Raw genomic sequence first — 24,295 nt, forward strand, 5'->3', positions numbered from 1 at the left:
GGATGGCTTCCCGCGAGCCCCGGCCCCCCACCCCAGCCCTCTCCCCGGAGGGGAGTGTGAGCCCGGTTTACGGCGCGGCGGATGCCGCACGCGCAAGCCGCAGTTCCGCATACCGCCTGAGCCGCCGCCCCGCAGACAACCTCCTGCTCCCTCTCCCCTCCGGGGAGAGGGTTGGGGTGAGGGGCGGGGCTCGCGAAGATGTGGAACGACGCGGGGCTGGGGCTTTTTGCTCTCGGACGATCAGGGACTGCACGCGGATGGCTTCCCGCGAGCCCCGGCCCCCCACCCCAGCCCTCTCCCCGGAGGGGAGAGTGAGCCCGGTTTACGGCGCGGCGGATGCCGCACGCGCAAGCCGCAGTTCCGCATACCGCCTGAGCCGCCGCCCCGCAGGACAACCTCCTGCTCCCTCTCCCCTCCGGGGAGAGGGAGCCCGGTTTACGGCGCGAGGCGGGACAAGCTCCTGCCCCTCTCCTTTCCAGGGAGAGGTGCCTGTCTACGGCACGTTGGACGGATGCCGCTCGCGCAGGATCTTCACCACGTCGGGGAACGAGAACCAGTCGGGGATCTCGCTGCCTTCGCGCAGGCGCCGGCGCAGTTCGGTTCCGGAGATGTCGCGCACCTCGTCGCTCGGCTCGACCTCGGTCGCCGGGATATAGGTGTCGCGGTTGACCGCGTACACCATGGCCGGAAACGGCACGATCCGGATGCCAAGTTCTTCCTGGTGCTGCTCCAGCAGTTGCTGGGCATCGTACGGGCCATAGAACGGCTTGCCGCTGGCGTCCTTGCCTGGCCCCGCGTGGTCGCGCCCGACGATGAAGTGACTGGCGCCGTAATTTTTGCGGATGAGCGCGTGCCACATCGCCTCGCGCGGACCGCCCATGCGCATGGCCAGTGGCAGCAGCGACAACTTCGCCTGCCCCTCCGGATAGTGCGAGAGCAATGCGCGGTAGCAGCGCACCCGGGTGGAGTAGTCGACATCGTCAGGCTTGGTGCGCCCGACCGAGGGCTGGATCAGCAGTCTCGCACCCACCTGCTCGGCCGCGCGCAGGGTCAGTTCGCGGTGTGCGCGGTGCATCGGGTTGCGCGTCTGGAAGGCGACGATACGGCGCCAGCCGTTGGCTTCGAACCACGCCCGCAGTTCGCGCGGTGTGTCGCGCAGCTCGGCGAAGTCCGGGTGCGCGGGCCGTTGCAGGCCCCGCACGCGACCGCCCAGGTAGACCGGGCCGGTGCGGTCGAGCAGTTCGGCCACGCCCGGATGCGTGCGGTCGCTGGTGCCGAACACGCGCAGCGCTTCGTGCAGGCGGTCGGGCCAGTAGATGTCTTCCACGTCGAGCACCGCCAGCGCCACGCCCTCGCCATCACGCAGCACCACTTCGCTGCCCTGCGAGAGGTGGGCCGAGAACGCCTCGTCCACGTCCAGCGTGATCGGCATCGGCCACAGCGTGCCGTCGGAAAGGCGCATGTTCTCGACCACACCGTTGTAGTCGCTGCGGCCAAGGAAACCCTCCAGCGGCGAAAACGCGCCCGAGAGCAGCAGCTCCAGGTCGCACAGCTGGCGCGTGTTGAGCTGCAGCGATGGCAGGTCGTCGACGCGTGCGCCAAGCGCCTCGGCCTCCGCCGGGGGCAGGTAAAGGTCCTTGAGTACGCCGCCGTGCGGGGCGATCAAGCGGTCGGTGGCAGCCGTGTCGGCAGCGAGCGCAGTCACGTTCATGTGGCCCTCCTCCAGTCGCTGGGCGACTAGGCTAGTCCAAGGCTCAGAGGATGTTGTGCAGGCCGCATTCACGCGTGAGACCGAAGAAGCGGGTGTCCTGCGGATCCATGCCTGGCTCCCAGCGGTGGCTGGTATGCACGTCGCCGATCGAGGTGTAGCCCTGCTCCCACAGCGGGTGATACGGCAGGCCGTGACGCTTGAGGTAAAGGCCGACGTCGCGATCGGTCCAGTCGGCCAGCGGGTGGAATTTCCAGCGGCCGTTGCGGTGTTCGGCGAACTCCACGCCGGCGCGGGTGCTGGCCTGGCTGCGACGCAGCCCCGCGAACCAGCCGGCGGCGCCCAGTTCGGCCAGCGCGCGTTGCATGGGCTCGACCTTGCGCATCTGGTTGTAGCGGTCGATGCCCGCGACGCCCTGCTCCCACAGGCGGCCATGGCGGGCTTCCATCCAGCCCGGGCTGATCGCGGCCCGGTAGACCTTGAGGTTGAGCCTGAGGCGGTCGGTGAGCTCGTCGACGAAGCGGTAGGTTTCGGGAAACAGGTAGCCCGTGTCGATCAGCACCACCGGGAGCCAAGGCCGCTGGCGCGTGACCAGGTGCAGCGACACGGCGGCCTGCGCGCCGAAACTGGACGAAAGCACGTGCTCGCCCGGTACGTGTTCCAGCGCCCAGGCGACGCGTGCCTCGGCATCGAGCCCTGCCAGGTGGGCGTTGATGTCGGCCAGCGCCTGCGGTTCGCCGATGGCCTCCCGCAGCAACGCCGCACTCATGCGACCACCTCGGCGGGAATGCGACGCGGGGGTGCCAGCACGCCGCTGCGCAGCAGGAAATCACCGAAACCCTCGTCCTGCACCCGCTCGGCCGCATAGCGCGCGAACAACGCATCGAGCGCGTCGAGGATCGCCGCCTCGTCGACGTTCTCGCGATAGGGACGATTCAACCGCTGGCCCGCGAAATCCGCGCCCAGGCGCAGGTCGTAGCGGCCGGGCGCGCGACCGACCAGCGCGATTTCGCCGAGGTACGGCCGCGAGCAGCCGTTCGGGCAGCCGGACAGGCGCAGCAGGATCGGCGCATCGAGCAGGCCGTGGCGGCCCAGTTGCGCTTCCAGCTTGTCGAGGATCGTGGGCAGGTAACGCTCGCTTTCGGCCATCGCCAGGCCGCAGGTCGGCAGCGCCACGCAGGCGATGGCGTGGCGGCGGATCGCGCTCTGCTGGCGGTAGTCGTCCAGGCCATGCGCGGCGACGATCGCGTCGATGCGCTCGCGGTCGGTCGCGTCGACGTTGGCGACGATCACGTTCTGGTTACAGGTCAGGCGGAAATCGCCGGTGTGTACGTTCGCCAACTCGCGCATGCCAGTGAGCAGGCGGTGTTCATCACGATCGACCAGCCGACCCGATTCGATGTGCAACGTCAGGTGCCAGCGCCCGTCCTGGCCCTGCTGCCAGCCGTAGCGATCGCCGTTGTGCTCGAAGCGGTACGGGCGCGCGGGCTGCAGGGCGAAGCCCAGGCGCTGCTCGAGTTCCGTCTTGAACGCGTCGGTGCCGCGGCGATCCAGCGTGTACTTGAGTCGGGCATGCCTGCGCTCGCCACGATCGCCCCAGTCGCGCTGGATGGCGATGATCTGCTCGGCGGCATCGCGCAACTGCTCCGGCGTGACGAACCCGATCACCTCGGCCAGCCGCGGGTAGGTCGTCGGATCGCCATGGGTGGCGCCCATGCCGCCGCCGACCGCCAGGTTGAAGCCGGCAAGCCGGCCGTCCTCGGCGATCGCAATCAGACCGAGGTCCTGCGCGAACACGTCGATGTCGTTGAGCGGCGGGATCGCCAGGCCGATCTTGAACTTGCGCGGCAGGTAGGTGCGGCCGTAGAGCGGCTCGGGCTCCGGTTCGCCAACCAGCTTTTCCCCGTCGAGCCAGAGCTCGTGGTAGGCGGTGGTTTTCGGCGCCAGTTCTTCGGAAAGTTTAGCGGCCCACGCATAGGCCTCGGCATGTGCCGCGGATTGCACCGGCAGCGGCGTGCTCACCACGTTGCGCAGTACGTCGCCGCAAGCCGCGATCGTGCTCGCCATGGCGTGGTTGATCGCCGCGATGGTGGGTTTGAGGTCGTGCTTGAGGATGCCGTGCCACTGGAAGGTCTGGCGCGTGGTGATGCGCAGGCCGCTGCTCGCGCAGTCGCGGGCGAGCCGGTCGAATACCAGCCATTGCGCCGGCGTGACCACGCCGCCGGGCAGGCGTGCGCGCAGCATGAAGCTGTAGAGCGGCTCCAGTTTCTGGCGGCGGCGCTCGTCGCGCAGGTCGCGGTCGTCCTGCTGGTAGCTGCCGTGGAACTTGAGCAGCTTGGTGTCGGCCTCGGCGATCGCACCGGTGACCGGATCGGCCAGGCCGTCGGCGATGGAGCCGCGCAACTGGCGGCTGTTGTCCTTGAGGTGTTCGAGTTCGGAGAGCGCTGGCATGGTCAGTACACGTCGCGGGCGTAGCGCCCCTGGGTGAGGAGGTCGGCGAGCCACTCGCGGGCCGCGTCGGGGGAATGGCCGCCATGCGCGACGGCGATGTCGATGAGAGTCGCGTGCACGTCCTTCGCCATGTGGTTTGCATCGCCGCACACGTACAGGTGGGCGCCGCCTTCGAGCCAGGCGTAAAGCTCCCTGCCCTGCTCGCGCAGGCGGTCCTGCACGTAGGTCTTTTCAGCGCCATCGCGTGAGAACGCCAGGTCGAGGCGGTGCAGCGCGCCGGCCTTCAGCGCCTCCTGCCATTCGACCTGATAGAGGAAGTCGCGGGTGAAATGACGGTTGCCGAAGACCAGCCAGTTGCGGCCGCGCGCACCGGTTTCGCGGCGGTCCTGCACGAACGCGCGGAACGGCGCCACGCCGGTACCCGGGCCGATCATGATGATGTCGCGGCTGTCGTCCGCGGGCAGCCGGAAGCGGTCGTTGGCCTCGATGAACACGGGCACGGTGGCGTCCTCTTGCGCCGACGAGAGAAAGGCCGATGCCGCGCCCCAATGCGGTGCGCCGTAGGCGTCGTACTCGACCCGCGCAACCGTGAGGTGCACTTCTTCCTCGCCCACTGCCCGCGCGCTTGATGCGATCGAATACAGGCGCGGCGTGAGCGGACGCAGGGCGGCGACGAGATCTTCCGCGCGCCATGCCGCGCGGTAGCGGCGCAGCAGGTCGATCGGCTGGTGGCTGGCCAGAAGCTCGGCGAAGGACGCCGCGTTCTCCTTGCGCAGCACGCGCATCAGGTCGGCATGTCCACTGGCGGCCGCGTGCGCGGCAACGAAGGTGCGGGTGAGCCGGGTCATTTCGCGCTCGCGGCCCAGCCATTGCGCGAGTGGCAGCGTGCGGCCCCCGTGGGTGACCTCCTGCGCGTCGTCGAGGCGCAAGGCCTGCAGCCACTGTTCGACCAGCGCGGGCGGGTTGGTCGGCCAGATGCCGATCGCGTCGCCGGGCGCGTAGCGCAGGCCGGAGCCTTCCAGCGAGAGCTCCAGGTGGTGTACAGCGCGTTCGCTGTCGCGCGACACGATGCGCTGGTTGGCCAGCACGGTGGCGGCAAAGGGCTGCTCGCGCGAATGCGTGTTGCGCGTGGGCAACGCATGTACGGTGGCACTTCGCGCGGCGGACGCAGGCGTGCCCAGCGCCTCGCGGGCCTGTTCCAGCGCCTTGGACGACCACGGCACGGCAACCTGGTCGATGTCGACGTCCGCCTCGCCCAGTGGCGCCAACCGGTCGGCGCCGAGTTCGGCCAGGCGTGCGTCGAGCTGGCGCCCGATCGCGCAGAACTGGGGATAGCTCGAATCGCCCAGGCCCAGCACGGCGTAGTGCAGGCCCGGCAACCGGGGGGCGCGCTTGCCGGCAAGGAACTCGACGAAGCCGCGGGCGTCGTCCGGCGGCTCGCCCTCGCCCTGGGTGCTGATCACGATCAGCAGGTGGGATTCCTTCGCCAGATCGCGCTGCGGGTAGGCATCCGCGCGCAGCAGCCGCACCGGCATGCCGGCCGATTCGCTGCGCGCCGCCAGTTGTTCGGCCAGGCGCTTGGCGTTGCCGGTCTGGCTGCCGTAGAGAATCGTCAACCGCGGCGCCGTCGCGGTACCGGCGTGCGCATCGGCCGGGCTGGCGCCACGCTGAGCCTGACCCGCCCGGGAGGCGCTCCAGGCGGCTACCCAGTAGAGCTCTTCCGGCGCCAGGCCTTCGGCCAACCGGGCGAGCAAGGCCGTCTTTTCCGGGGTAAGAATGGCGGGCAAGTGCTCCGGAGCAACCAGGGCGTTCACGTTGTCTTGTCCTTTTGGACGTCCAAATGTGGGGCCCGGACAATCTAGGGCGCGGTGGTCGCGCCAGGGAAAGGACAGCTCGGCATGTGGATATACCAGCCCCTTATTTCCGCGCATGGGCGGCGCCTTCGATACTCTCGCCACCCCTTCGCCCGGGCGTATCGATGACGATTCCCGCCGAATTCCTCACTTTCGCCGCCGTCGGCGCACTGGCCCAGCTGGTCGACGGCGCGCTGGGCATGGCCTATGGCGTGGCCTCTGCGGCGATGCTGCTGGGTCTGGGCGTGCCGCCGGTCACCGCGACCGCGAGCGTGCACCAGGCCGAGGCTTTCACCTGCGGCGCCTCGGGCCTGAGCCACTGGCTCGCCGGCAACGTGCGCTGGCGATTGTTCTGGGTGCTGGCGATCCCGGGCGTGATCGGCGCGGTCATCGGCGCCGCGGTGGTGGTGCACGTGCCGGCCGACTGGATGCGGCTGGCGTTGACGCCCTACCTGCTCGGCATGGGCGTGTTTCTGCTGATGCGCGGCGCGCTGGGCCGGCCGCCTGGCCCGGATGTGCCCCGCGGCACTCCCGTACTCGGCCTGGGCGCGGGCTTTGCCGACGCGATCGCCGGCGGCGGCTGGAGCGCGCTTACCGTCACCACGCTGGTCGCGCGCGGCGCCACGCCGCGGATGGTGATCGGCACGGTGCATCTGGCCAAGTGCGTGGTGAGCATCGCCGCCAGCGTGAGCTTCCTGCTGATGATCGGCCTCAGCCATGGTACGGCCGTGTTGGGCCTGATCGCCGGCGGCGTCGTGGCCGCGCCGGTGGGCGCGATCTTCGCGCGGCGCATGCCGGCACGAGTGGCTACGGTGCTGGCGGCGATCGCGGTGTTGGGCCTGGGCGTCAATAACGTGGTCAAGGCCTTCGGCTAGGCCGGCACCTTGCAGGAGCGAGCCCTGTGCGCGGCCGCCATGCACCCGGTCGCGCACGGTGCGCTCCTACTGGACCTTCGCGCTCTTACAATGTCGCGATGAACGATCATCCCATCGAAGTCCGCGGCTCGACGAAGCAGCCACTGGGCATGTCGCCCGCGCAATTCCTGCGCGACTACTGGCAGAAGCGCCCGCTGCTTATCCGCAACGCCTTCCCCGACTTCCAGCCGCCGCTGCAGCCGGATGACCTGGGCGGCCTGGCCTGCGAAGAAGGCGCCCTGTCGCGGTTGATCATCCACGATGAGGCGCGCGAGCGCTGGTCGGTGAAGACCGGCCCGCTGGACGAGGCCGACTTCTCCCGCACCCCCGACGGCAACTGGACCCTGCTGGTCCAGGACGTGGACAAGTGGGATGCCGACGTGGCGCAGCTGCTGGAGCATTTCCGCTTCCTGCCGAGCTGGCGCATCGACGACGTGATGGTCTCCTACGCCGAGCCGGGTGGTGGCGTCGGCGCGCACGTGGACCAGTACGACGTGTTCCTGGTCCAGGGCCTGGGGCAGCGCCATTGGGCGATCAGCACCGACCCCGGCGCTCCGAAGGACTTCCGCCCCGACATCGAACTCAAGCAACTGGTGCATTTCGAGCCCACCCACGAATGGCTGCTCGAACCGGGCGACATGCTCTACCTGCCGCCGGGCGTGCCGCACGATGGCGTCGCCTTCGGCGGCCCATGCATGACCTTCTCGATCGGCATGCGCGCGCCGTCGCAGGCGGAACTCACCGGCGACCTGGCCGACTATCTCGCCGAGCGGTTGGACGATTCACAACGCTATACCGACGCCGACCTCGCGCCCGCGCGTTCCGCCGGCGAGATCGACACCGCCGCCCTCGAGCGCTTGCGCAGCACCCTGCCCTTCGCCGGTGCGCTGGACGAAGAAAGCCTGCGCGACTGGTTCGGCCGCTTCATCACTCGCTACCGCAACGCGCAAACGCCCGCGCTGCCGGCCAAGTCGACGACCCTGGCCGCGTTGCGCAAGCGCCTCGAGGGCGGCGCGGCACTGCTGCGCCACCCCTGGTCCCGGCTGGCCTGGAGCCGCAGCCGGCGCGCGGCCGTGCTGTTCGCCAACGGCCAGGCGTATGCCGCCCCCGCCGAACTGGCCCGGCGCCTGTGCGCCGAGCGGTCGCTTTCCTTCGAGGACATGCCCGGCGACGACGCCCTTGCCGTGTTGCTGGCGCTGGTAAACGACGGCCACCTCGTTCCCCACAAGGGCCGCCGGTGACGGACGATCCCGCCGCGATCGAGGCACTGCCCGCCGGCGACGCGGCCGAACTCGCGTCCGCGCGGCTCGCACTGCTGGCGTCGGCACGTCGCCAGGTGGACATCCGGGTACCGCGACTGGATGACTCGCTCTACGCCAGCCAGGAAGACATGGCCGAGCTTCGCCGCATCGCCACCTCCGGCCGTGGCGCGCAGATCCGCCTGTTGCTCGGCGATCCGGGCATGGCGTTGCGCGATGGCCACCGGTTGATCCTGCTGATGCAACGGTTGCCCAGCGTGATCCAGGTGCGCATGCCGGTCGACGAGCTTGACCTGGGCAACCCTTCCGCCTGCCTGCTCACCGACGGCGGCGGCTACCTGTTCCAGCCCGACGCCGAACGTTCGCAGGGCCGTGCGGCACGAATCGACCGCCCCGGCTATGTGCCGTTGCGCCAGCAGTTCGACGAGATGTGGGAGCGTGCCGAGCGGGCCCGCATGCTGCAGCCGCTGGATCTGTAGCCGGGCGGGGGTGGGTTTGGGCCCATCCTGTCGTGCCCGAGAAAAGCCGTGGGCTGAAGCCCGCCCTACAGGACCTTCCGGTTCTTGCGCCCGATCGCCACGATAATGATCGCGAAAGCCGCCAGGCGGATCAGGTAGGCGAAGCTGCGATTCTCGACGTAGACGTTGGTCACCGCGATCAGGACCTGCGCCACGCCGAGCAATCCGAACGCCAGCGAGAATGCGAGGAACAGCTTGTCGCCGGTGCGCCGCCAGAACCGCAGGAAAAACAGGCCGACGATGGCGAAACCGAACGTGACCGCCCCGGAAAGGAAATAGATCAGAAGCGTCATTCCCCTTCTCCGTTCCAGATGAAGCCGAACAGCAATGTCGCAACCGCCGCCAGCGACAACAAGGAGCGCGGCACTGCCAGGTCGACGGAGCCCGGAAAGACGATCAGGTCCAGCACCAGCAACAGGTTCTGCAACGCCAGCAACAGGAAACACAGCGCGCTCCAGAACAGCAGCCCCGCGCGGGTCCGGTGGAAACTTCGGCCGAGCATCAACGCACAGACCGTGCTGGCCAGGAAGCACAACAGGTAAACCGCCGGTGCGAAGTATTGGGACACGCGCTAGTCCTTACGGAATCGGAAGGCGTCGGCGAAGGCGACAAGGTTGTCGGATCGTGACCGCATGATCAGCCGCAGCACGGCGTCGGGCGAACGCACGTAAAGGGCCTGGGAGGCTTCGACGAGCTCGTGGAGGTCTTCGGAGGCTGGGCCGTAACGAACCAGATCGTCGCTCTCGCGCACGATCAGGCCCGCGGCGTGGAGCGATTCCACTGCCTGGCTCACGACCAGTTCGCTGGCTCGCAGCGCATCGACCAGTTCCGGGGAGGACCAGCAGCGCGCGGGATCGCGCAGCAGCAGGAACAGCAGTTCCATCGACCAGATGGACCGGAATGTCGACCGCAGGAAACCGGCTACATCCTTCTCCAATGGCATTCCGAAGTTCGCCCCCTTGTCTGGCGGATCACGTGGGCCCCCTCTAAACCCCCAAAAGCCGATCCCGAACCGGAGCGACCTGCTGTAGATAGCCGCCCGCATTCTATGGACTCTTCCTCGCGAAGCCAACCCGGCACCATGCTATGGTGCGGCGGCGCCGGGAGGGGCGCCGGCGGGAGGCATCAGCCGGAATTCCGCGGCGCGGGCCGTGTCATGAGCACGCCCCGCGTCGGTTGCGCCTGCCCGTTGTGTCGACCGGTTGAAGCATGGGTTCAGTGTGGGAAGCGCACTCTCAACGGCTTGCCCCTCGATGGCCGGATGGCAGCCACGTATCCATGACTCGACCCTGGACAGGACGAGCTGTCACCACAGGAGACTCATGTGAGCGCCGAAATTCGCCAGGAATCGCTGGACCGCGCCCAGCTCATCGCCGCCCTGCGCAGCCTGCGCAGCGGTGACTTCAGCGTACGCCTGCCCGAAAGCGGGCCCGGGGCCGACCCCGAGGTCGCTCGCCTGTTCAATGAAGTGGTCGGCTTCAACCGGCAGCTCACCGATGAACTGGAGCGCCTGTCGATCGTGGTCGGCAAGGAAGGCCGCATCAACCAGCGCGGCCGGGTCAAGGCCGCTACCGGCGGTTGGGAAAGCGCGATCCGCTCGGTCAATGACCTGATCGAGGACATGGTGCAGCCCACCGCCGAGGTGGCGCGCGTGATCGGCGCGGTGGCCAAGGGCGACCTCTCCCAGACGATGACCGTCGAGATCGACGGCCGCCCGCTGCGCGGCGAATTCCTGCGCATCGGCAAGGTGGTGAACACGATGGTGGCGCAGCTCGCCTCGTTCGCCTCCGAGGTGACCCGCGTGGCGCGCGAAGTGGGTACCGAAGGCAAGCTCGGCGGCCAGGCGACCGTGAAGGGCGTGGCCGGCACCTGGAAAGACCTGACCGACAACGTCAACGCGATGGCCACCAACCTGACCGGCCAGGTGCGAAACATCGCCGAGGTGACCACGGCGGTGGCTTCCGGCGACCTCTCCAAGAAGATTACGGTGGAGGTGAAGGGCGAGATCCTGGAGCTCAAGAACACCATCAATACGATGGTGGACCAGCTCAACTCCTTCGCTTCGGAAGTGACGCGCGTGGCGCGCGAAGTGGGTACCGAGGGCAAGCTGGGCGGCCAGGCGCAGGTGCCTGGCGTCGCCGGCACCTGGAAGGACCTCACCGACAACGTGAACCTGATGGCTGACAACCTCACCGGCCAGGTGCGGAACATCGCCGAGGTGACCACCGCCGTGGCCTCGGGCGACCTTTCGAAGAAGATCACGGTGGAGGTCAAGGGCGAGATCCTCGAGCTCAAGAACACCATCAACGTGATGGTGGACCAGTTGAACTCGTTCGCCTCCGAGGTGACCCGCGTGGCACGCGAAGTGGGTACCGAGGGCAAGCTCGGCGGCCAGGCGCAGGTGCCGGGCGTCGCCGGCACCTGGAAGGACCTCACCGACAACGTGAACCTGATGGGTGACAACCTGACCGGCCAGGTGCGAAACATCGCCGAAGTGACCACGGCCGTGGCGCGCGGCGATCTTTCCAAGAAGATCACGGTGGAGGTCAAGGGCGAGATCCTGGAGCTCAAGAACACCATCAACGTGATGGTAGACCAGCTCAACGCATTCGCTTCGGAAGTGACGCGCGTGGCGCGCGAAGTGGGCACCGAAGGCAAGCTCGGTGGTCAGGCCACCGTGCCCGGCGTCGCCGGCACCTGGGCCGACCTCACCGACAACGTGAACCTGATGGCCGACAACCTCACCGGCCAGGTGCGAAACATCGCCGAGGTGACAGTCGCGGTGGCGCGCGGTGACCTTTCCAAGAAGATCACCGTGGACGTCAAGGGCGAGATCCTCACCCTGAAGGACACCATCAACGTGATGGTGGATCAGCTCAACTCCTTCGCCTCGGAAGTGACCCGCGTGGCCCGCGAGGTGGGTTCGGAAGGCAAGCTGGGCGGCCAGGCGCAGGTGCCGGGCGTGGCCGGTACCTGGAAGGACCTCACCGACAACGTGAACCTGATGGCCGGCAACCTGACCGGCCAGGTGCGAAACATCGCCGAGGTGACCACCGCCGTGGCGCGCGGCGATCTTTCCAAGAAGATCACGGTGGAGGTGAAGGGCGAGATCCTGGAGCTGAAGAACACCATCAACACCATGGTGGACCAGCTCAACTCCTTCGCCTCGGAAGTGACGCGCGTGGCGCGCGAGGTCGGTACCGAGGGCAAGCTCGGCGGCCAGGCGCAGGTGCCCGGCGTGGGCGGTACCTGGAAGGACCTCACCGACAACGTGAACGCGATGGCGGCCAACCTGACCGGCCAGGTGCGAAACATCGCCGAGGTGACCACCGCCGTGGCGCTGGGCGACCTGTCCAAGAAAATCACGGTGGACGTCAAGGGCGAGATCCTGGAGCTCAAGAACACCATCAACACGATGGTGGACCAGTTGAACTCGTTCGCCTCGGAAGTGACCCGCGTGGCGCGCGAGGTGGGTACCGAGGGCAAGCTCGGCGGACAGGCGCAGGTGCGTGGCGTGGCCGGCACCTGGAAGGACCTCACCGACAACGTCAACCTGATGGCCGAGAACCTCACCGGCCAGGTGCGAAACATTGCCGACGTGACCACCGCCGTGGCGCGCGGCGACCTGTCGAAGAAGATCACGGTGGACGTCAAGGGCGAGATTCTCGCGCTCAAGGACACCATCAACGTGATGGTCGACCAGCTCAACTCCTTCGCTTCGGAAGTGACCCGCGTGGCGCGCGAGGTGGGTACCGAGGGCAAGCTCGGCGGCCAGGCGCAGGTGCCTGGCGTCGGCGGCACCTGGAAGGACCTCACCGACAACGTCAACCTGATGGCCACCAACCTGACCAACCAGGTGCGAGGCATCGCCGACGTGGTGACCGCGGTGGCGCAGGGCAACCTCAAGCGCAAGCTGTCGGTGGACGCCAAGGGCGAGATCGCCGCGCTGGCCGACACCATCAACGGCATGATCGAGACGCTCGCCACCTTCGCCGACCAGGTGACCAACATGGCGCGCGAGGTGGGCATCGAGGGCAAGCTCGGTGGTCAGGCGCGCGTGCCCGGCGCCGCCGGCCTGTGGCGCGACCTCACCGACAACGTCAACCAGCTCGCCGCCAATCTCACCAACCAGGTGCGCTCGATCGCCGACGTGGCGACCGCGGTGACCAAGGGCGACCTCTCGCGCTCGATCGCGGTGGCGGCTTCGGGCGAAATGGCCGCGCTGAAAGACAACATCAACGAGATGATCCGCAACCTCAAGGACCAGACCTTGAAGAATGCGGAGCAGGACTGGCTGAAGACCAACCTCGCCCGCTTCTCGCGCATGCTGCAGGGCGTGCGCGACCTGGCGACGGTGTCCAACCTGATCATGTCCGAGCTCGCGCCGCTGGTGAACGCCCAGTACGGCGTGTTCTACGTCGCCCGCCGCGAGGACAACGAAACGGTGCTCGACCTGGTCGCCAGCTACGGCGCCGAGAGCCGCGACCAGTTGAAGCCCACCTTCAAGCTGCGCGAGGGCCTGGTTGGCCAGTGCGCCGCCGACAAGCGGGCGATGCTGATGACCGACATCCCCGAGAATTTCATCCGCATCGGCTCGGGACTGGGCCACGCGCCGCCGGCCAACGTGGCGATCCTGCCGGCGCTGTTCGAGGACGACGTCAAGGCGGTGATCGAGCTGGCCTCGTTCAACCGCTTCAACGAGACCCACCAGAACTTTCTCGACCAGCTGATGGAATCGGTCGGCATCGTGCTCAACACGATCGCCGCGACGATGCGCACCGAGGGCCTGCTCAAGCAGTCGCAGTTGCTCACCACCGAGCTGCAGGCGCGCCAGACCGAGCTCACCACCAAGCAGGAAGAGCTGCACAACACCAACGAAGAGCTGCAGGAAAAGGCCCAGCTGCTGGAGAACGAAAAGAAGCAGGTGGAGGCCAAGAACTTCGAGATCGACATGGCCCGCCGCGCAGTGGAGGAGAAGGCCGAACAGCTGGCGCTCACCTCCAAGTACAAGTCCGAGTTCCTGGCCAACATGAGCCACGAGCTGCGCACGCCGCTCAACTCGCTGCTGATCCTCTCGCGCCTGCTGGCGGACAACCCGCAGGGCAACCTGAGCGAGAAGCAGACCGAGTTCGCCCGCACCATCCACTCGGCCGGCTCGGACCTCTTGAGCCTGATCAACGACATCCTGGACCTGTCCAAGATCGAGTCGGGCACGGTGTCGATCGAGATCGGCGACATGCCGATGAGCGGGCTCAAGCAGCATATGGAGCGCACCTTCCGGCAGCTCGCCAGCGACAAGAACCTCGAGTTCAAGGTCGAGTTCGACCCGGGCCTGCCCGCCTCGATCCGTACCGACGAGAAGCGCCTGCAGCAGGTGGTGCTCAACCTGCTCTCCAACGCCTTCAAGTTCACCGGCGAAGGCAGCGTCACGCTCGCCGTGCGCCCGGTGTCCGGCGGCTGGAGCACCAACCATCCGGTGCTGCGCTACGCCGAGCGCGCCATCGAGATCGCCGTTACCGATACCGGCATCGGCATCCCGAAGGACAAGCAGAAGCTCATCTTCGAGGCGTTCCAGCAGGCCGATGGCACCACCAGCCGCAAGTACGGCGGCACCGGTCTGGGCCTCTCGATCAGCCGCGAGATCGCGCGCCTGATCGGCGGCGAGCTGCAGGTGCGCTCGACGCCGGGTGTCGGCTCGACCTTTACGCTGTTCGTCCCGCTCGAAGCGGTCACCGCGGCCGCCCTGCCCGTGGGCGGCAGCACCGCCCGCTACGACAACAGCGGCGCGATGGTTCCGGGCGCCCTGCCCGCGCCGATGGAAGTCACCGACGACCGCGACGCGCTGGGCGACTCGCCCTTCGTGCTCATCGTAGAGGACGACCCGACCTTCGCCTCGATCCTGCTCGACATCGCCCGCGAGACCGGCCTCAAGGGCGTGGTTTCCACCGCCGGCGCTGGCACGCTGACGCTCGCGCGCAAGCTGCAGCCGCACGCGATCACGCTGGACCTGGGCCTGTCGGACATCGATGGATTCGTCCTGCTGGACCTGCTCAAGCACGACCCGCAGACCATGCACATGCCGATCCAGGTGATCTCCGGCGCCGACAAGCTCGGCGCCGCATTGAGCCTGGGTGCCTTCGGCGTGACCGAGAAGCCGGCCGCCTCCGGGCAGCTGGCCGAGATCTTCAACCGCCTGGCGACCCACATCGGCCAGACACCCACACCGCGCCCCACGCCGGAGGCCGCCAGCGGCATGGGACCGGTACCGGAACTGGGCGGGGCGCGCATCCTCATCGTCGACGACGACATCCGCAATATCTATTCGCTGACCAGCGTGCTGGAAAGCCACGGCGTGGAGGTGATGCATGCCGAGGGCGGCCGCGAAGGCATCGCGATCCTGGAACAGACGCCCGGGATCGACATCGCCCTGATCGACATCATGATGCCGGAGATGGACGGCTACGAAACGATGCAGCAGATCCGCGCGCAACCGGCACTCGCCGAAGTACCGCTGATCGCGGTTACCGCCAAGGCCATGAAGGGCGACCGCCAGAAATGCCTGGACGCGGGTGCGTCGGATTACATCGCCAAGCCGGTGGACATCGAACTGCTGCTGGCGCTGCTCCGCGTGTGGCTTGCCCGCTCGCGCGAGCGGTCGCCTGCCATTGCGCTGTAGCGCAGAGCCCAAGACGCCATGAACGTACCTGTTTCCCGCCAATCCCCGTCCCCGCTGCGGCGCAGCCATCCGGCCGAGACGTCCGAGCGGGCGCGCATCCTCATCGTCGACGACGACGAGCGCAACCTGCTGGCCATCCGCACCGTGCTTGAGGACATCGCCGACGTGGTGCTCGCCCGTTCCGGCGAGGATGCGCTCAGGCAACTGCTCAAGGGCGAGTTCGCGGTGATCCTGCTGGACGTCTACATGCCCGGCATGGACGGCTACGAGACCGCGCAGATCATCCGGGCGCGCGAGCAGACCAAGCGCATCCCGATCATCTTCCTCTCGGCGGTCAACAAGGAAACCGAACACCTGATCCGCGGCTACGCGATGGGCGCGGTCGACTACGTGTTCAAGCCGGTCGAACCGGTGGTACTGCGCTCCAAGGCGGCGGTGTTCGTCGACCTGTACATGATGACTCGCGAGGTGCGCCGCAAGGCGAAACAGGAACAACAGCTGCTGGATGCCAACCTGCGCGCGAACGCCGAGCGCCTGCGCGCCGAGCAGGAGCTGCGCCTGGCCGAGCAGCGCCAGGCGGCGATCATCCACTCGCTGCCGCTGGTGCTTTACCTGGAAGACCAGGACGCCACGCCGCGCATGCCCAAGTTTGTCAGCGGCAATTTCACCGCAGTCACCGGTTTCACCTACGACGACGTGGTCGCCACGCCCACGCTGTGGCTGGACCGGTTGCACCCGGAGGACCACGACCGCGTCGTCGACGCCCTGCGCGCGCGCCGCCAGGGCCGCGCCTATGCGGTCGAGTACCGTTGGCAGTGTGCCGACGGCGCCTACAAGCACTTCCTCGACCAGGCGGTGCTGCTGCGCGACGCCGAGGGGCGCCCACTGGAATACGCGGGCACCCTGCTCGACGTCACCGACCGCAAGAACCTCGAAACCCAGCTGCTGCACGTGCGCAAGATGGACGCGCTGGGCCAGCTGACCGGCGGCATCGCGCACGATTTCAACAACCTGCTGGCCGCCGTGCTCGGCGGCCTGAGCCTGATCGAGCGGCGGGTCACGCTGGCCGACGACCAGCGCAAGGTGCTGGACATGACCCGCCACGCAGCCCAGCAGGGCGCCGAACTGGTCTCCCGGCTGCTCGCCTTTGCGCGCAAGCAGAAGCTCGAGCCGGCGCACATCGACATGGTCGACCTGTCTGGCGCCGTCACCCAGTTGCTGGGACACACGCTGGGCGGGCTGGTCGCACTGGAATGGGAGCTGCAGGACGGCCTGTGGTCGCCCTATGCGGATGAAACCCAGCTCGAACTGGCCCTGATGAACCTGGCGATCAACGCGCGCGACGCCATGCCCGAGGGTGGCAAGATCTGCGTCGCTTGCCGCAACGTCAGCGTCGTCGACGGCGAGGATGCGGCTGCGGGCGACTACGTGGTGCTTGCGGTTTCCGATACCGGTTGCGGCATCGCGCCGGACATGCTCGAGCGCGTCACCGAACCGTTCTTCACCACCAAGGCCGTCGGCAAGGGCACGGGCCTGGGCCTGTCCATGGTCTACGGCTTCGCCCAGCAGTCGGGCGGCACCATGCGTATCGAAAGCCACCTGGACCAGGGCACCACGGTCGAGCTTTGGCTGCCGCGCGCACCGGAGGCGGCGCGCCGGCCGCCGGCCATCGCGATCGATGGGGCGTCCGCCGCCAGCCGTACCCGCCACATCCTGCTGGTCGACGACCACGAGGGCGTGCGCGCGACCACCGCCGCGATGCTGGAGGACCTGGGGCACCACGTCACCACCGCCGCCGACGGCGAACACGTGAGCCAGTTGATCCAGGCCGACCACCTGCAGGCGATCGACTTCATCATCAGCGACTACGCCATGCCGCTGGTGTCCGGCTCGGAGGTGATCCGCAAGCTGCGCGCGGTCAAGCCGGGGCTGCCGGGCATCATCATCAGCGGCTACGCGGACAAGGCGGCGATCTCGGGCGCGCCCGAGGGGGTGATCGTGGTGTCCAAGCCCTTCACCCCGACCCAGTTGCAGGACGCCATCGCCGCTGCCGCACACGCCAACGCGTAGCTCGCCGCCGCCCATCCACGGACGCACCGCCGCGTTTCCTCCGAACGGAGGGGATCGAGCAACGGCTCCGGCCATGAGGATCATGCGGAACAGGCCCGCTACCGGCCTCGACACCCGTGCATCGGCGGCCAACTGAACAAAGGCTGGACCACCGCCCGCGCCCATCCCGGCGCCCCGGGACACCGGCAGGCACGGTGCCATGCCGATTCGCGCCTCCCCGGCCTTGAAATCAGCCGCCGCACCGCGAACTCCAAGGCTTGGCCGGCTTGCCGCGGCGCAGCAGGCCCGGCGTATAATCGTTAAGATTGCATACGGCCCTTCGCCCTTCCCCAGTCGGACGGCCGCAAAGCCTCCCTTCCCTGCCGGTGGTGACGTGAGCACGAACCTGATTCGCGAGTTTTCCGAGTCCTCCCAACTCGCTGGCGGCAACGCCGATTACGTCGAGCAGTTGTACGAATCCTGGCTCGCCGACCCTGCGTCGGTGACGGCCGACTGGGCCGGTTATTTCGAGTCGTTCAAGGGGCGCGGCAGCGACACTCCGCACTCGGCCGTCATCGCCCGCATCGAAGCCGCGCAGAAGCTGCGCCGCACGACCGGCGCCCCGGTCGACGACGCGCATGCCCGCAAGCAGGCCGGCGTGCTGCGCCTGCTGACCGCCTACCGCTCGCGCGGCCACCTGGCCGCGAACCTGGACCCGCTGGGCCTGGCCAACAAGATGGAGGCACCGGACCTGGGGCTGGCCTTCCACGGCCTGTCCGACGCGGACCTCGACACCGAATTCGACTGCGGCACCTACGCCGGCGGCGGCCAGCGGATGAAGCTGCGCGACCTGCTCGCGCGGCTGAAGAAAACCTACGCCGGCGCGATCGGCGCGGAGTTCATGTACATCTCCGATCACGCCCAGCGCGCCTGGATCTACACCCGGCTGGAGCAGGCCAACGGCAGCGCCGGGCTGGACGCCACCGGCAAGAAGCGCGTGCTGGCGGGCCTCACCGCCGCCGAAGGCCTGGAGCGCTACCTGCACACTAAGTACGTCGGCCAGAAGCGCTTCTCGCTCGAAGGCGGCGACAGCCTGATCCCGATGGTCGACGACGTGGTCACCTCGGCCGGCGACAACGGCGTCAAGGACCTGGTCATCGGCATGGCCCACCGCGGCCGCCTGAACGTGCTGGTCAACATTCTGGGCAAGCCGCCCAAGACCCTGTTCAACGAGTTCGAGGGCAAGTTCGAGCATCCGGACGATCCGGCGCACTCGGGTGACGTGAAGTACCACATGGGCTTCTCCGCCGACGTGCGCACGCCCGACGGCAACGGCGTGCACGTCGCGCTGGCGTTCAACCCCTCGCACCTGGAAATCGTCAACCCGGTGGTCGCCGGCTCCGTGCATGCGCGACAGATCCGCCGCCACGACGGCGAGCGCACCCAGTCGATGGCGGTGCTGATCCACGGCGACGCGGCCTTTGCCGGCCAGGGCGTCAACATGGAACTGTTCCAGATGTCGCAGGCGCGCGGTTTCAAGATCGGCGGCAGCCTGCACATCGTGATCAACAACCAGGTGGGCTTTACCACCTCCAACCCGCAGGACGCGCGCTCCACGCTGTACTGCACCGACCTGGCCAAGATGGTCAACGCGCCGGTGCTGCACGTGAATGGCGACGACCCCGAGGCGGTGATCGAAGTCACCCGCCTGGCCTACGACTTCCGCAAGCAGTTCCGCAAGGACGTGGTCATCGACCTGGTGTGCTACCGCCGCCACGGCCACAACGAAGCGGATGAACCGTCCGCCACGCAGCCGGTGATGTACCAGATCATCAAGAAGCGCCCGACCACGCGCGACCTGTATGCGCAGCAGCTGGTCAAGGAAGGCGTGCTGGCCGAAGGCGACGGGCAGAAGGAGCTCGACGCCTACCGCGACCGCCTCGAAGCCGGCGGCTCGATGACCGCGCTCGACCCCAACCCGCAGCGCGACATCCACGTGGACTGGAGCCGCTTCGTCGGCGGCAAGCTGTCCACGCAGACCGACACCGGCGTGCCGAAGCAGAAACTGCTGGAGCTGGCCAACCACATCCTGGACCTGCCGACCGATCTCACGCTGCAGCCGCGCGTAGCCAAGATCTACGACGACCGTCGCAAGATGGCCGCCGGCGAGCACCCGGCCGACTGGGGCTTCGCCGAGAACCTGGCCTATGCCACGCTGATCGACCAGGACTACAACCTGCGCCTGGTCGGCCAGGATTCCGGCCGCGGCACCTTCTTCCACCGCCACGCGGTGCTGCATGACCAGAAGGACGGCCACACCTACATGCCGCTGGCCACCGTGCGCCCGGGCGCCGACGTCGAGATCATCGACTCGCTGCTGTCCGAGGAAGCTGTGATGGCGTTCGAATATGGCCACGCCACAACCGACCCGCAGACGCTCAACATCTGGGAAGCGCAGTTCGGCGACTTCGCCAACGGCGCGCAGGTAGTGATCGACCAGTTCATCAGCTCGGGCGAGGCCAAGTGGAACCGCCTGTGCGGCCTGGCGCTGTTCCTTCCGCACGGCTACGAAGGCCAGGGCCCGGAGCATTCCTCCGCGCGCCTGGAACGCTTCCTGCAGCTGTGCGCGATGGACAACATGCAGGTCTGCGTGCCGACCACCCCGGCGCAGGCTTTCCACATGATCCGCCGCCAGATGGTGCGCCCGGTGCGCAAGCCGCTGATCGTGATGACGCCCAAGTCGCTGCTGCGCCACAAGCTGGCCGTGTCCTCGCTGGACGAACTGGCAAGCGGCGAATTCCAGTTGGTGATCGGCGAGCACCGCGACCTGGCCGCAAAGAAGGTCAAGCGCGTGGTGTTCTGCTCGGGCAAGGTGTACTACGACCTGCTCGAAGAGGCGGAGAAGCGCGGTCTCGCCGACGTGGCCATCGTGCGCGTCGAGCAGCTCTATCCCTTCCCGCGCCCGCGCGTGGTCGAGGAGCTGGCGAAATACCCGTCGGCCAAGGAAGTGGTCTGGTGCCAGGAGGAGCCGATGAACCAGGGCGCCTGGTTCCAGATCCGCCACCACCTGCAGGCCTGCGTGGGCGCCAAGCACAGCCTGTCCTATGCCGGCCGTGGCCGCTCGCCCGCCCCGGCCGCCGGCCACCTCAACACTCACGTCGCCGAACAGACGGCACTCGTCGAGCAGGCGCTGGTCGCGCCGATCGGCGACGACCAGTCGGCGGAGTAAACTTTTTCGGATCGTGCGGCCAGGATGGCCGCTTTGTGCCGCGCCAGGACCGGCGCCCACCCTTAAGGACCCGTCATGTCCATCGAAGTCAAAGTCCCCGTCCTGCCCGAGTCGGTTTCCGACGCCACGATCGCCAGCTGGCACAAGAAGGTCGGCGAGGCGGTCAAGCGCGACGAGAACCTGGTCGACCTTGAAACCGACAAGGTGGTGCTGGAAGTGCCCTCGCCGGTCGACGGCGTGCTCAAGGAAATCAGGCACCAGGCCGGCGACACGGTGAACAGCCAGCAGGTCATCGCGGTTCTCGAGGAAGGCGCCGCCGCACCGGCGCCCGCGCCCGCCGCGAAGGAAGAGCCGAAGGCTGCTGCGCCGGCTTCAGCCAAGGCCGAGGCACCGCAGGCTGGGGGCAAAGGCGTGGACGAGCTGTCCCCGGCCGGTCGCCGCGTCGCCACCGAAGAGCAGATCGACCCGTCCAAGGTCGCCGGTACCGGCCGCGACGGCCGCGTGACCAAGGAAGACTTGGTCAACTACGGCAAGGGCGGCGCTGCCCCGGCCCCCGCCGCACCGGCCGCCAAGCCGACGCCGGGTTCGCGTCCGGAAGAGCGCGTGCCGATGACCCGCATGCGCGCCAAGATCGCCGAGCGCCTGATGCAGTCGAAGAACTCGATCGCCATGCTCACCTCGTTCAACGAGGTGAACCTGGCCGAGGTCGTGAAGATGCGTAAATCCTTGGGCGAGCAGTTCCAGAAGACCCACGGCATCAAGCTCGGCTTCATGAGCTTCTTCGTCAAGGCGGTCGCCGAGGCGCTCAAGCGCCACCCGGTCGTCAACGCCTCGGTCGACGGCAACGACATCATTTACCACGGCTACCAGGACATCTCGATCGCCGTGTCCACGGACAAGGGCCTGGTGACGCCGGTGCTGCGCGACGTGCAGGACATGAGCTTCGCCGACATCGAGAAGGGCATCGCCGACTACGCCAAGAAGGCGCGCGACGGCAAGCTCTCGCTCGACGACCTGCAGGGCGGCACCTTCACCGTCACCAACGGCGGCACCTTCGGCTCGCTGCTCTCCACGCCGATCGTCAACCCGCCGCAGAGCGCAATCCTCGGGATGCACACGATCAAGGAGCGCGCGATCGTCGAGAACGGCCAGGTCATCGCCGCACCGATGATGTACATCGCCATCTCCTACGACCACCGCATCATCGACGGCAAGGACGCGGTGCTGTTCCTGGTCGACATCAAGGACCAGTTGGAAAACCCGCAGCGGATGCTGCTCGGTCTCTGATCGCCGCCCGGCGATCAGAAAATAGGTACGAAGCTCTAATGGTGGGCCGTGCGATTAAAGCTCGCCCACCGTAGCTTTCCCGCTTCATTCCATGCCGCGATCGTCCCCGACGAGGCATGCAGCAAGGAACCGACCATGAGTGACCAACAATTCGACGTCATCGTCATCGGCGCCGGCCCGGCCGGCTACGTGGCCGCGATCCGCGCCGCGCAGCTGGGCCTGAAGACCGCCTGTGTCGACGACTTCACCGGCAAGGACGGCAAGCAGGCGCTGGGCGGCACCTGCCTCAACGTGGGCTGCATCCCGTCCAAGGCGCTGCTCGATTCGTCGCGCCAGTTCTGGAACATCTCGCACAACTTCCCGGTCCACGGCATCAGCGTGGAGGGCGCCAAGGTCGACCTGGGCACCTTCATCGGCCGCAAGGACAAGATCGTCAAGCAGTTCACCGGCGGCATCGCGCAGCTGTTCAAGGCCAACAAGGTCACGGCCTTCTATGGCAAGGGCAAGCTGCTCAAGGGCAACCAGGTCGAGGTGACCGGCAAGGACGGCACCAAGCAGACGCTCAGCGCCACCAATGTGATCCTGGCTTCCGGCTCGGTGCCGATCGAGCTGCCGTTCGCCAAGTTCGACGGCAAGACGATCGTCGACAACGCCGGCGCGCTGGACTTCGCCGAAGTGCCCAAGCGCCTGGGCGTGATCGGCGCGGGCGTGATCGGCCTGGAGCTCGGCAGCGTGTGGAAGCGCATGGGCGCCGAGGTCACCGTGCTCGAAGCGCTGCCCGACTTCCTGGGCGCCGCCGACGCGGACGTCGCCAAGATCGCGCTGAAGGAATTCACCAAGCAGGGCCTCGCCATCAAGCTCGGCGCCAAGGTTTCCAAGGCCGAGGTGAAAAAGGACGGCGTGCATCTGACCTATTCGGACAAGGACGGCGAGCAGAAGCTCGTGGTCGACAAGCTGCTGGTGGCCGTCGGCCGCCGCGCCTACACGGACGGCCTGCTGGCCTCTGACACCGGCGTCAAGCTGGACGAGCGCGGCCGGATCGTGGTCGACGAGCACAACCACACGGGCGTCGATGGCGTGTGGGCGATCGGCGACGCGGTGCGCGGCCCGATGCTCGCGCACAAGGGCTCCGAGGAAGGCGTGGCGGTGGCCGAGTGGATCGCCGGCAAGGCCGGCCACATCAATCTCGACACCGTGCCGTGGGTCATCTACACCGAACCGGAAATCGCCTGGGCGGGCAAGACCGAGAAGCAGCTCAAGGACGAGGGCGTGCCGTACAAGGTCGGCACCTTCCCGTTCGCTGCCATCGGCCGCGCCGTCGCGATGAACGAGGCCATCGGCCAGGTGAAGATGCTCGCCCACGCCGAAACCGACCGCATCCTCGGCGTGCACATGGTTGGCCCGGGCGTGTCCGAGCTGATCGCCGAGTGCGTGGTGGCGATGGAGTTCAAGGGTTCCTCCGAGGACCTGGCGCGCATCGTCCACGCCCACCCGACCCTGTCCGAGGCCGTGCACGAGGCCGCGCTGTCGGTCGACAAGCGCGCCATCCACAAGGGCAACTGACCGTCCTTGGCAAGGCCAATACGGCCCGCTCGTGGAAACATGGGCGGGCCGCTTCGTTTGGCTTCACCCGTTCTTGGCAGGAGCCCGCTCGCGGGCGATGCTCCCGCCCCGGGCTCCACCGATTAGAGCATCGCCCGCGAGCGGGCTCCTACAAGACACCTTCAGGATACTGATGCCCCAACCCACCGCCCTCTGTGTCTACTGCGGCTCCAGCAGCGGCAGCCATCCGGAGTATGTTGAACAGGCCCGCGCCTTCGGCACCGAGATGGCACGGCGCGACATCGCGCTCGTCTACGGCGGCGGCAAGGTCGGCTTGATGGGCACCGTGGCCGATGCCGTGCTGGCCGCCGGCGGCAAGGCAATCGGCGTGATCCCGCGCCAACTGGTGGATCTGGAAGTGGCTCACCCGGGGCTGACCGAGCTGGTGGTGGTCGAGACCATGCACCAGCGCAAAACCCGCATGTACGAGCTTTCCGACGCCTTCGTCGCCCTGCCCGGCGGGTTCGGCACCATGGACGAGATGTTCGAGATGCTGACCTGGGCCCAGTTGGGCCTGCATCGCTATCCCTGCGGCTTTCTCGACGTACGCGGCTACTACACGCAGTTGCGCGCGATGATGGATCACATGGTCGCCGAGCGCTTCGTGCGCCCGGAGCAGCGCGAGGACGTCTGGTTCGGGGATGACATGGCGGCGCTGTTCGACTGGATGGCAAGCTACGAGGGTCGCTACCTGCCCAAGTGGGTCGACGACCGCAGCATCGACGCCTGAGTGCAGGCAAGGAGGCAAG

General features: G+C 67.7%; 16 protein-coding genes. 9 read left to right on the top strand and 7 right to left on the bottom strand.

What is annotated here, in order from left to right; translation table 11 throughout:
- Positions 1–493: 493 nt before the first annotated feature.
- From sat to ACFWZ3_RS11550, 4 genes are read right to left on the bottom strand one after another with little or no spacing between them, the layout of a single operon-like run.
- Complete coding sequence (sat, locus tag ACFWZ3_RS11535; protein WP_439707880.1) at positions 494–1,711, bottom strand: sulfate adenylyltransferase; 1,218 nt, start codon at positions 1,709–1,711, stop codon at positions 494–496.
- A gap of 43 nt (positions 1,712–1,754) precedes the next feature.
- A complete protein-coding gene (locus ACFWZ3_RS11540; RefSeq protein WP_439707881.1) occupies positions 1,755–2,477 on the bottom strand; it encodes a phosphoadenylyl-sulfate reductase in 723 nt (240 codons plus the stop codon).
- Positions 2,474–4,159: an assimilatory sulfite reductase (NADPH) hemoprotein subunit gene (cysI, locus tag ACFWZ3_RS11545; protein WP_439707882.1), complete on the bottom strand. Its 1,686-nt coding sequence runs from the start codon at positions 4,157–4,159 to the stop codon at positions 2,474–2,476. Before cysI ends, ACFWZ3_RS11540 begins: the two co-directional genes overlap by 4 nt.
- A gap of 2 nt (positions 4,160–4,161) precedes the next feature.
- Positions 4,162–5,973, bottom strand: a complete 1,812-nt coding sequence (locus ACFWZ3_RS11550; protein WP_439707883.1) for an assimilatory sulfite reductase (NADPH) flavoprotein subunit — start codon at positions 5,971–5,973, stop codon at positions 4,162–4,164.
- A gap of 164 nt (positions 5,974–6,137) precedes the next feature.
- On the opposite strand from ACFWZ3_RS11550, the gene ACFWZ3_RS11555 reads away from it, so the two are divergent.
- The 3 genes from ACFWZ3_RS11555 (at position 6,138) to ACFWZ3_RS11565 (ending at position 8,664) form a co-directional block, all read left to right on the top strand.
- Positions 6,138–6,887, top strand: a complete 750-nt coding sequence (locus tag ACFWZ3_RS11555) for a sulfite exporter TauE/SafE family protein (protein WP_439707884.1) — start codon at positions 6,138–6,140, stop codon at positions 6,885–6,887.
- Between the two features lie 98 nt (positions 6,888–6,985).
- Positions 6,986–8,167 carry a ribosomal protein uL16 3-hydroxylase gene (locus tag ACFWZ3_RS11560; RefSeq protein ID WP_439707885.1) on the top strand — a complete coding sequence of 394 codons (1,182 nt, stop codon included), beginning with the start codon at positions 6,986–6,988 and terminating at the stop codon, positions 8,165–8,167.
- The gene (locus ACFWZ3_RS11565) at positions 8,164–8,664 is read left to right on the top strand and encodes a hypothetical protein (RefSeq protein WP_439707886.1); all 501 of its coding nucleotides are present in this window, start codon (positions 8,164–8,166) and stop codon (positions 8,662–8,664) included. The genes ACFWZ3_RS11560 and ACFWZ3_RS11565 overlap by 4 nt, the downstream gene beginning before the upstream one ends.
- Positions 8,665–8,729: 65 nt before the next feature.
- On the opposite strand, the gene ACFWZ3_RS11570 is transcribed toward ACFWZ3_RS11565, so the two are convergent.
- Genes ACFWZ3_RS11570 through ACFWZ3_RS11580 form a run of 3 tightly spaced genes read right to left on the bottom strand, consistent with a single transcriptional unit; the run spans position 8,730 to position 9,586 of the window.
- Positions 8,730–8,996, bottom strand: coding sequence for a DUF5985 family protein (locus ACFWZ3_RS11570; protein WP_439707887.1), 267 nt, complete (start codon positions 8,994–8,996; stop codon positions 8,730–8,732).
- The gene (locus tag ACFWZ3_RS11575; protein ID WP_209614811.1) at positions 8,993–9,271 is read right to left on the bottom strand and encodes a DUF5985 family protein; all 279 of its coding nucleotides are present in this window, start codon (positions 9,269–9,271) and stop codon (positions 8,993–8,995) included. The genes ACFWZ3_RS11570 and ACFWZ3_RS11575 overlap by 4 nt, the downstream gene beginning before the upstream one ends.
- A 3-nt stretch (positions 9,272–9,274) precedes the next feature.
- The gene (locus tag ACFWZ3_RS11580) at positions 9,275–9,586 is read right to left on the bottom strand and encodes a hypothetical protein (RefSeq protein WP_267172816.1); all 312 of its coding nucleotides are present in this window, start codon (positions 9,584–9,586) and stop codon (positions 9,275–9,277) included.
- A 441-nt stretch (positions 9,587–10,027) separates the two neighbouring features.
- Here ACFWZ3_RS11580 and ACFWZ3_RS11585 point away from each other — a divergent pair, with 441 nt between their 5' ends.
- The 6 genes from ACFWZ3_RS11585 (at position 10,028) to ACFWZ3_RS11610 (ending at position 24,276) form a co-directional block, all read left to right on the top strand.
- Entirely contained in the window at positions 10,028–15,379 is a 5,352-nt protein-coding gene (locus ACFWZ3_RS11585) for a HAMP domain-containing protein (protein ID WP_439707888.1), read from the top strand.
- An 18-nt stretch (positions 15,380–15,397) separates the two neighbouring features.
- Positions 15,398–17,449, top strand: coding sequence for a response regulator (locus tag ACFWZ3_RS11590; RefSeq protein ID WP_439707889.1), 2,052 nt, complete (start codon positions 15,398–15,400; stop codon positions 17,447–17,449).
- A gap of 373 nt (positions 17,450–17,822) precedes the next feature.
- Positions 17,823–20,657: a 2-oxoglutarate dehydrogenase E1 component gene (locus tag ACFWZ3_RS11595; RefSeq protein ID WP_439707890.1), complete on the top strand. Its 2,835-nt coding sequence runs from the start codon at positions 17,823–17,825 to the stop codon at positions 20,655–20,657.
- Between the two features lie 75 nt (positions 20,658–20,732).
- A complete protein-coding gene (odhB, locus tag ACFWZ3_RS11600) occupies positions 20,733–21,944 on the top strand; it encodes a 2-oxoglutarate dehydrogenase complex dihydrolipoyllysine-residue succinyltransferase (RefSeq protein ID WP_439707891.1) in 1,212 nt (403 codons plus the stop codon).
- Between the two features lie 135 nt (positions 21,945–22,079).
- Positions 22,080–23,507 carry a dihydrolipoyl dehydrogenase gene (gene lpdA / locus ACFWZ3_RS11605; protein WP_439707892.1) on the top strand — a complete coding sequence of 476 codons (1,428 nt, stop codon included), beginning with the start codon at positions 22,080–22,082 and terminating at the stop codon, positions 23,505–23,507.
- Between the two features lie 172 nt (positions 23,508–23,679).
- Entirely contained in the window at positions 23,680–24,276 is a 597-nt protein-coding gene (locus ACFWZ3_RS11610) for a TIGR00730 family Rossman fold protein (RefSeq protein ID WP_439707893.1), read from the top strand.
- Positions 24,277–24,295 lie beyond the last annotated feature (19 nt).

The sequence above is a fragment of the Frateuria sp. GZRR35 genome (assembly GCF_051900415.1).
Lineage (GTDB): Bacteria > Pseudomonadota > Gammaproteobacteria > Xanthomonadales > Rhodanobacteraceae > Frateuria_A.

Coding starts and splice junctions, on each gene's coding strand:
- ACFWZ3_RS11590 (WP_439707889.1), top strand. CDS start 15,398: ATGAACGTACCTGTTTCCCGCCAATCCCCGTCCCCGCTGCGGCGCAGC.
- ACFWZ3_RS11610 (WP_439707893.1), top strand. CDS start 23,680: ATGCCCCAACCCACCGCCCTCTGTGTCTACTGCGGCTCCAGCAGCGGC.
- lpdA (WP_439707892.1), top strand. CDS start 22,080: ATGAGTGACCAACAATTCGACGTCATCGTCATCGGCGCCGGCCCGGCC.
- odhB (WP_439707891.1), top strand. CDS start 20,733: ATGTCCATCGAAGTCAAAGTCCCCGTCCTGCCCGAGTCGGTTTCCGAC.
- ACFWZ3_RS11560 (WP_439707885.1), top strand. CDS start 6,986: ATGAACGATCATCCCATCGAAGTCCGCGGCTCGACGAAGCAGCCACTG.
- sat (WP_439707880.1), bottom strand. CDS start 1,711: ATGAACGTGACTGCGCTCGCTGCCGACACGGCTGCCACCGACCGCTTG.
- ACFWZ3_RS11580 (WP_267172816.1), bottom strand. CDS start 9,586: ATGGAACTGCTGTTCCTGCTGCTGCGCGATCCCGCGCGCTGCTGGTCC.
- ACFWZ3_RS11570 (WP_439707887.1), bottom strand. CDS start 8,996: ATGACGCTTCTGATCTATTTCCTTTCCGGGGCGGTCACGTTCGGTTTC.
- cysI (WP_439707882.1), bottom strand. CDS start 4,159: ATGCCAGCGCTCTCCGAACTCGAACACCTCAAGGACAACAGCCGCCAG.
- ACFWZ3_RS11540 (WP_439707881.1), bottom strand. CDS start 2,477: ATGAGTGCGGCGTTGCTGCGGGAGGCCATCGGCGAACCGCAGGCGCTG.
- ACFWZ3_RS11555 (WP_439707884.1), top strand. CDS start 6,138: ATGACGATTCCCGCCGAATTCCTCACTTTCGCCGCCGTCGGCGCACTG.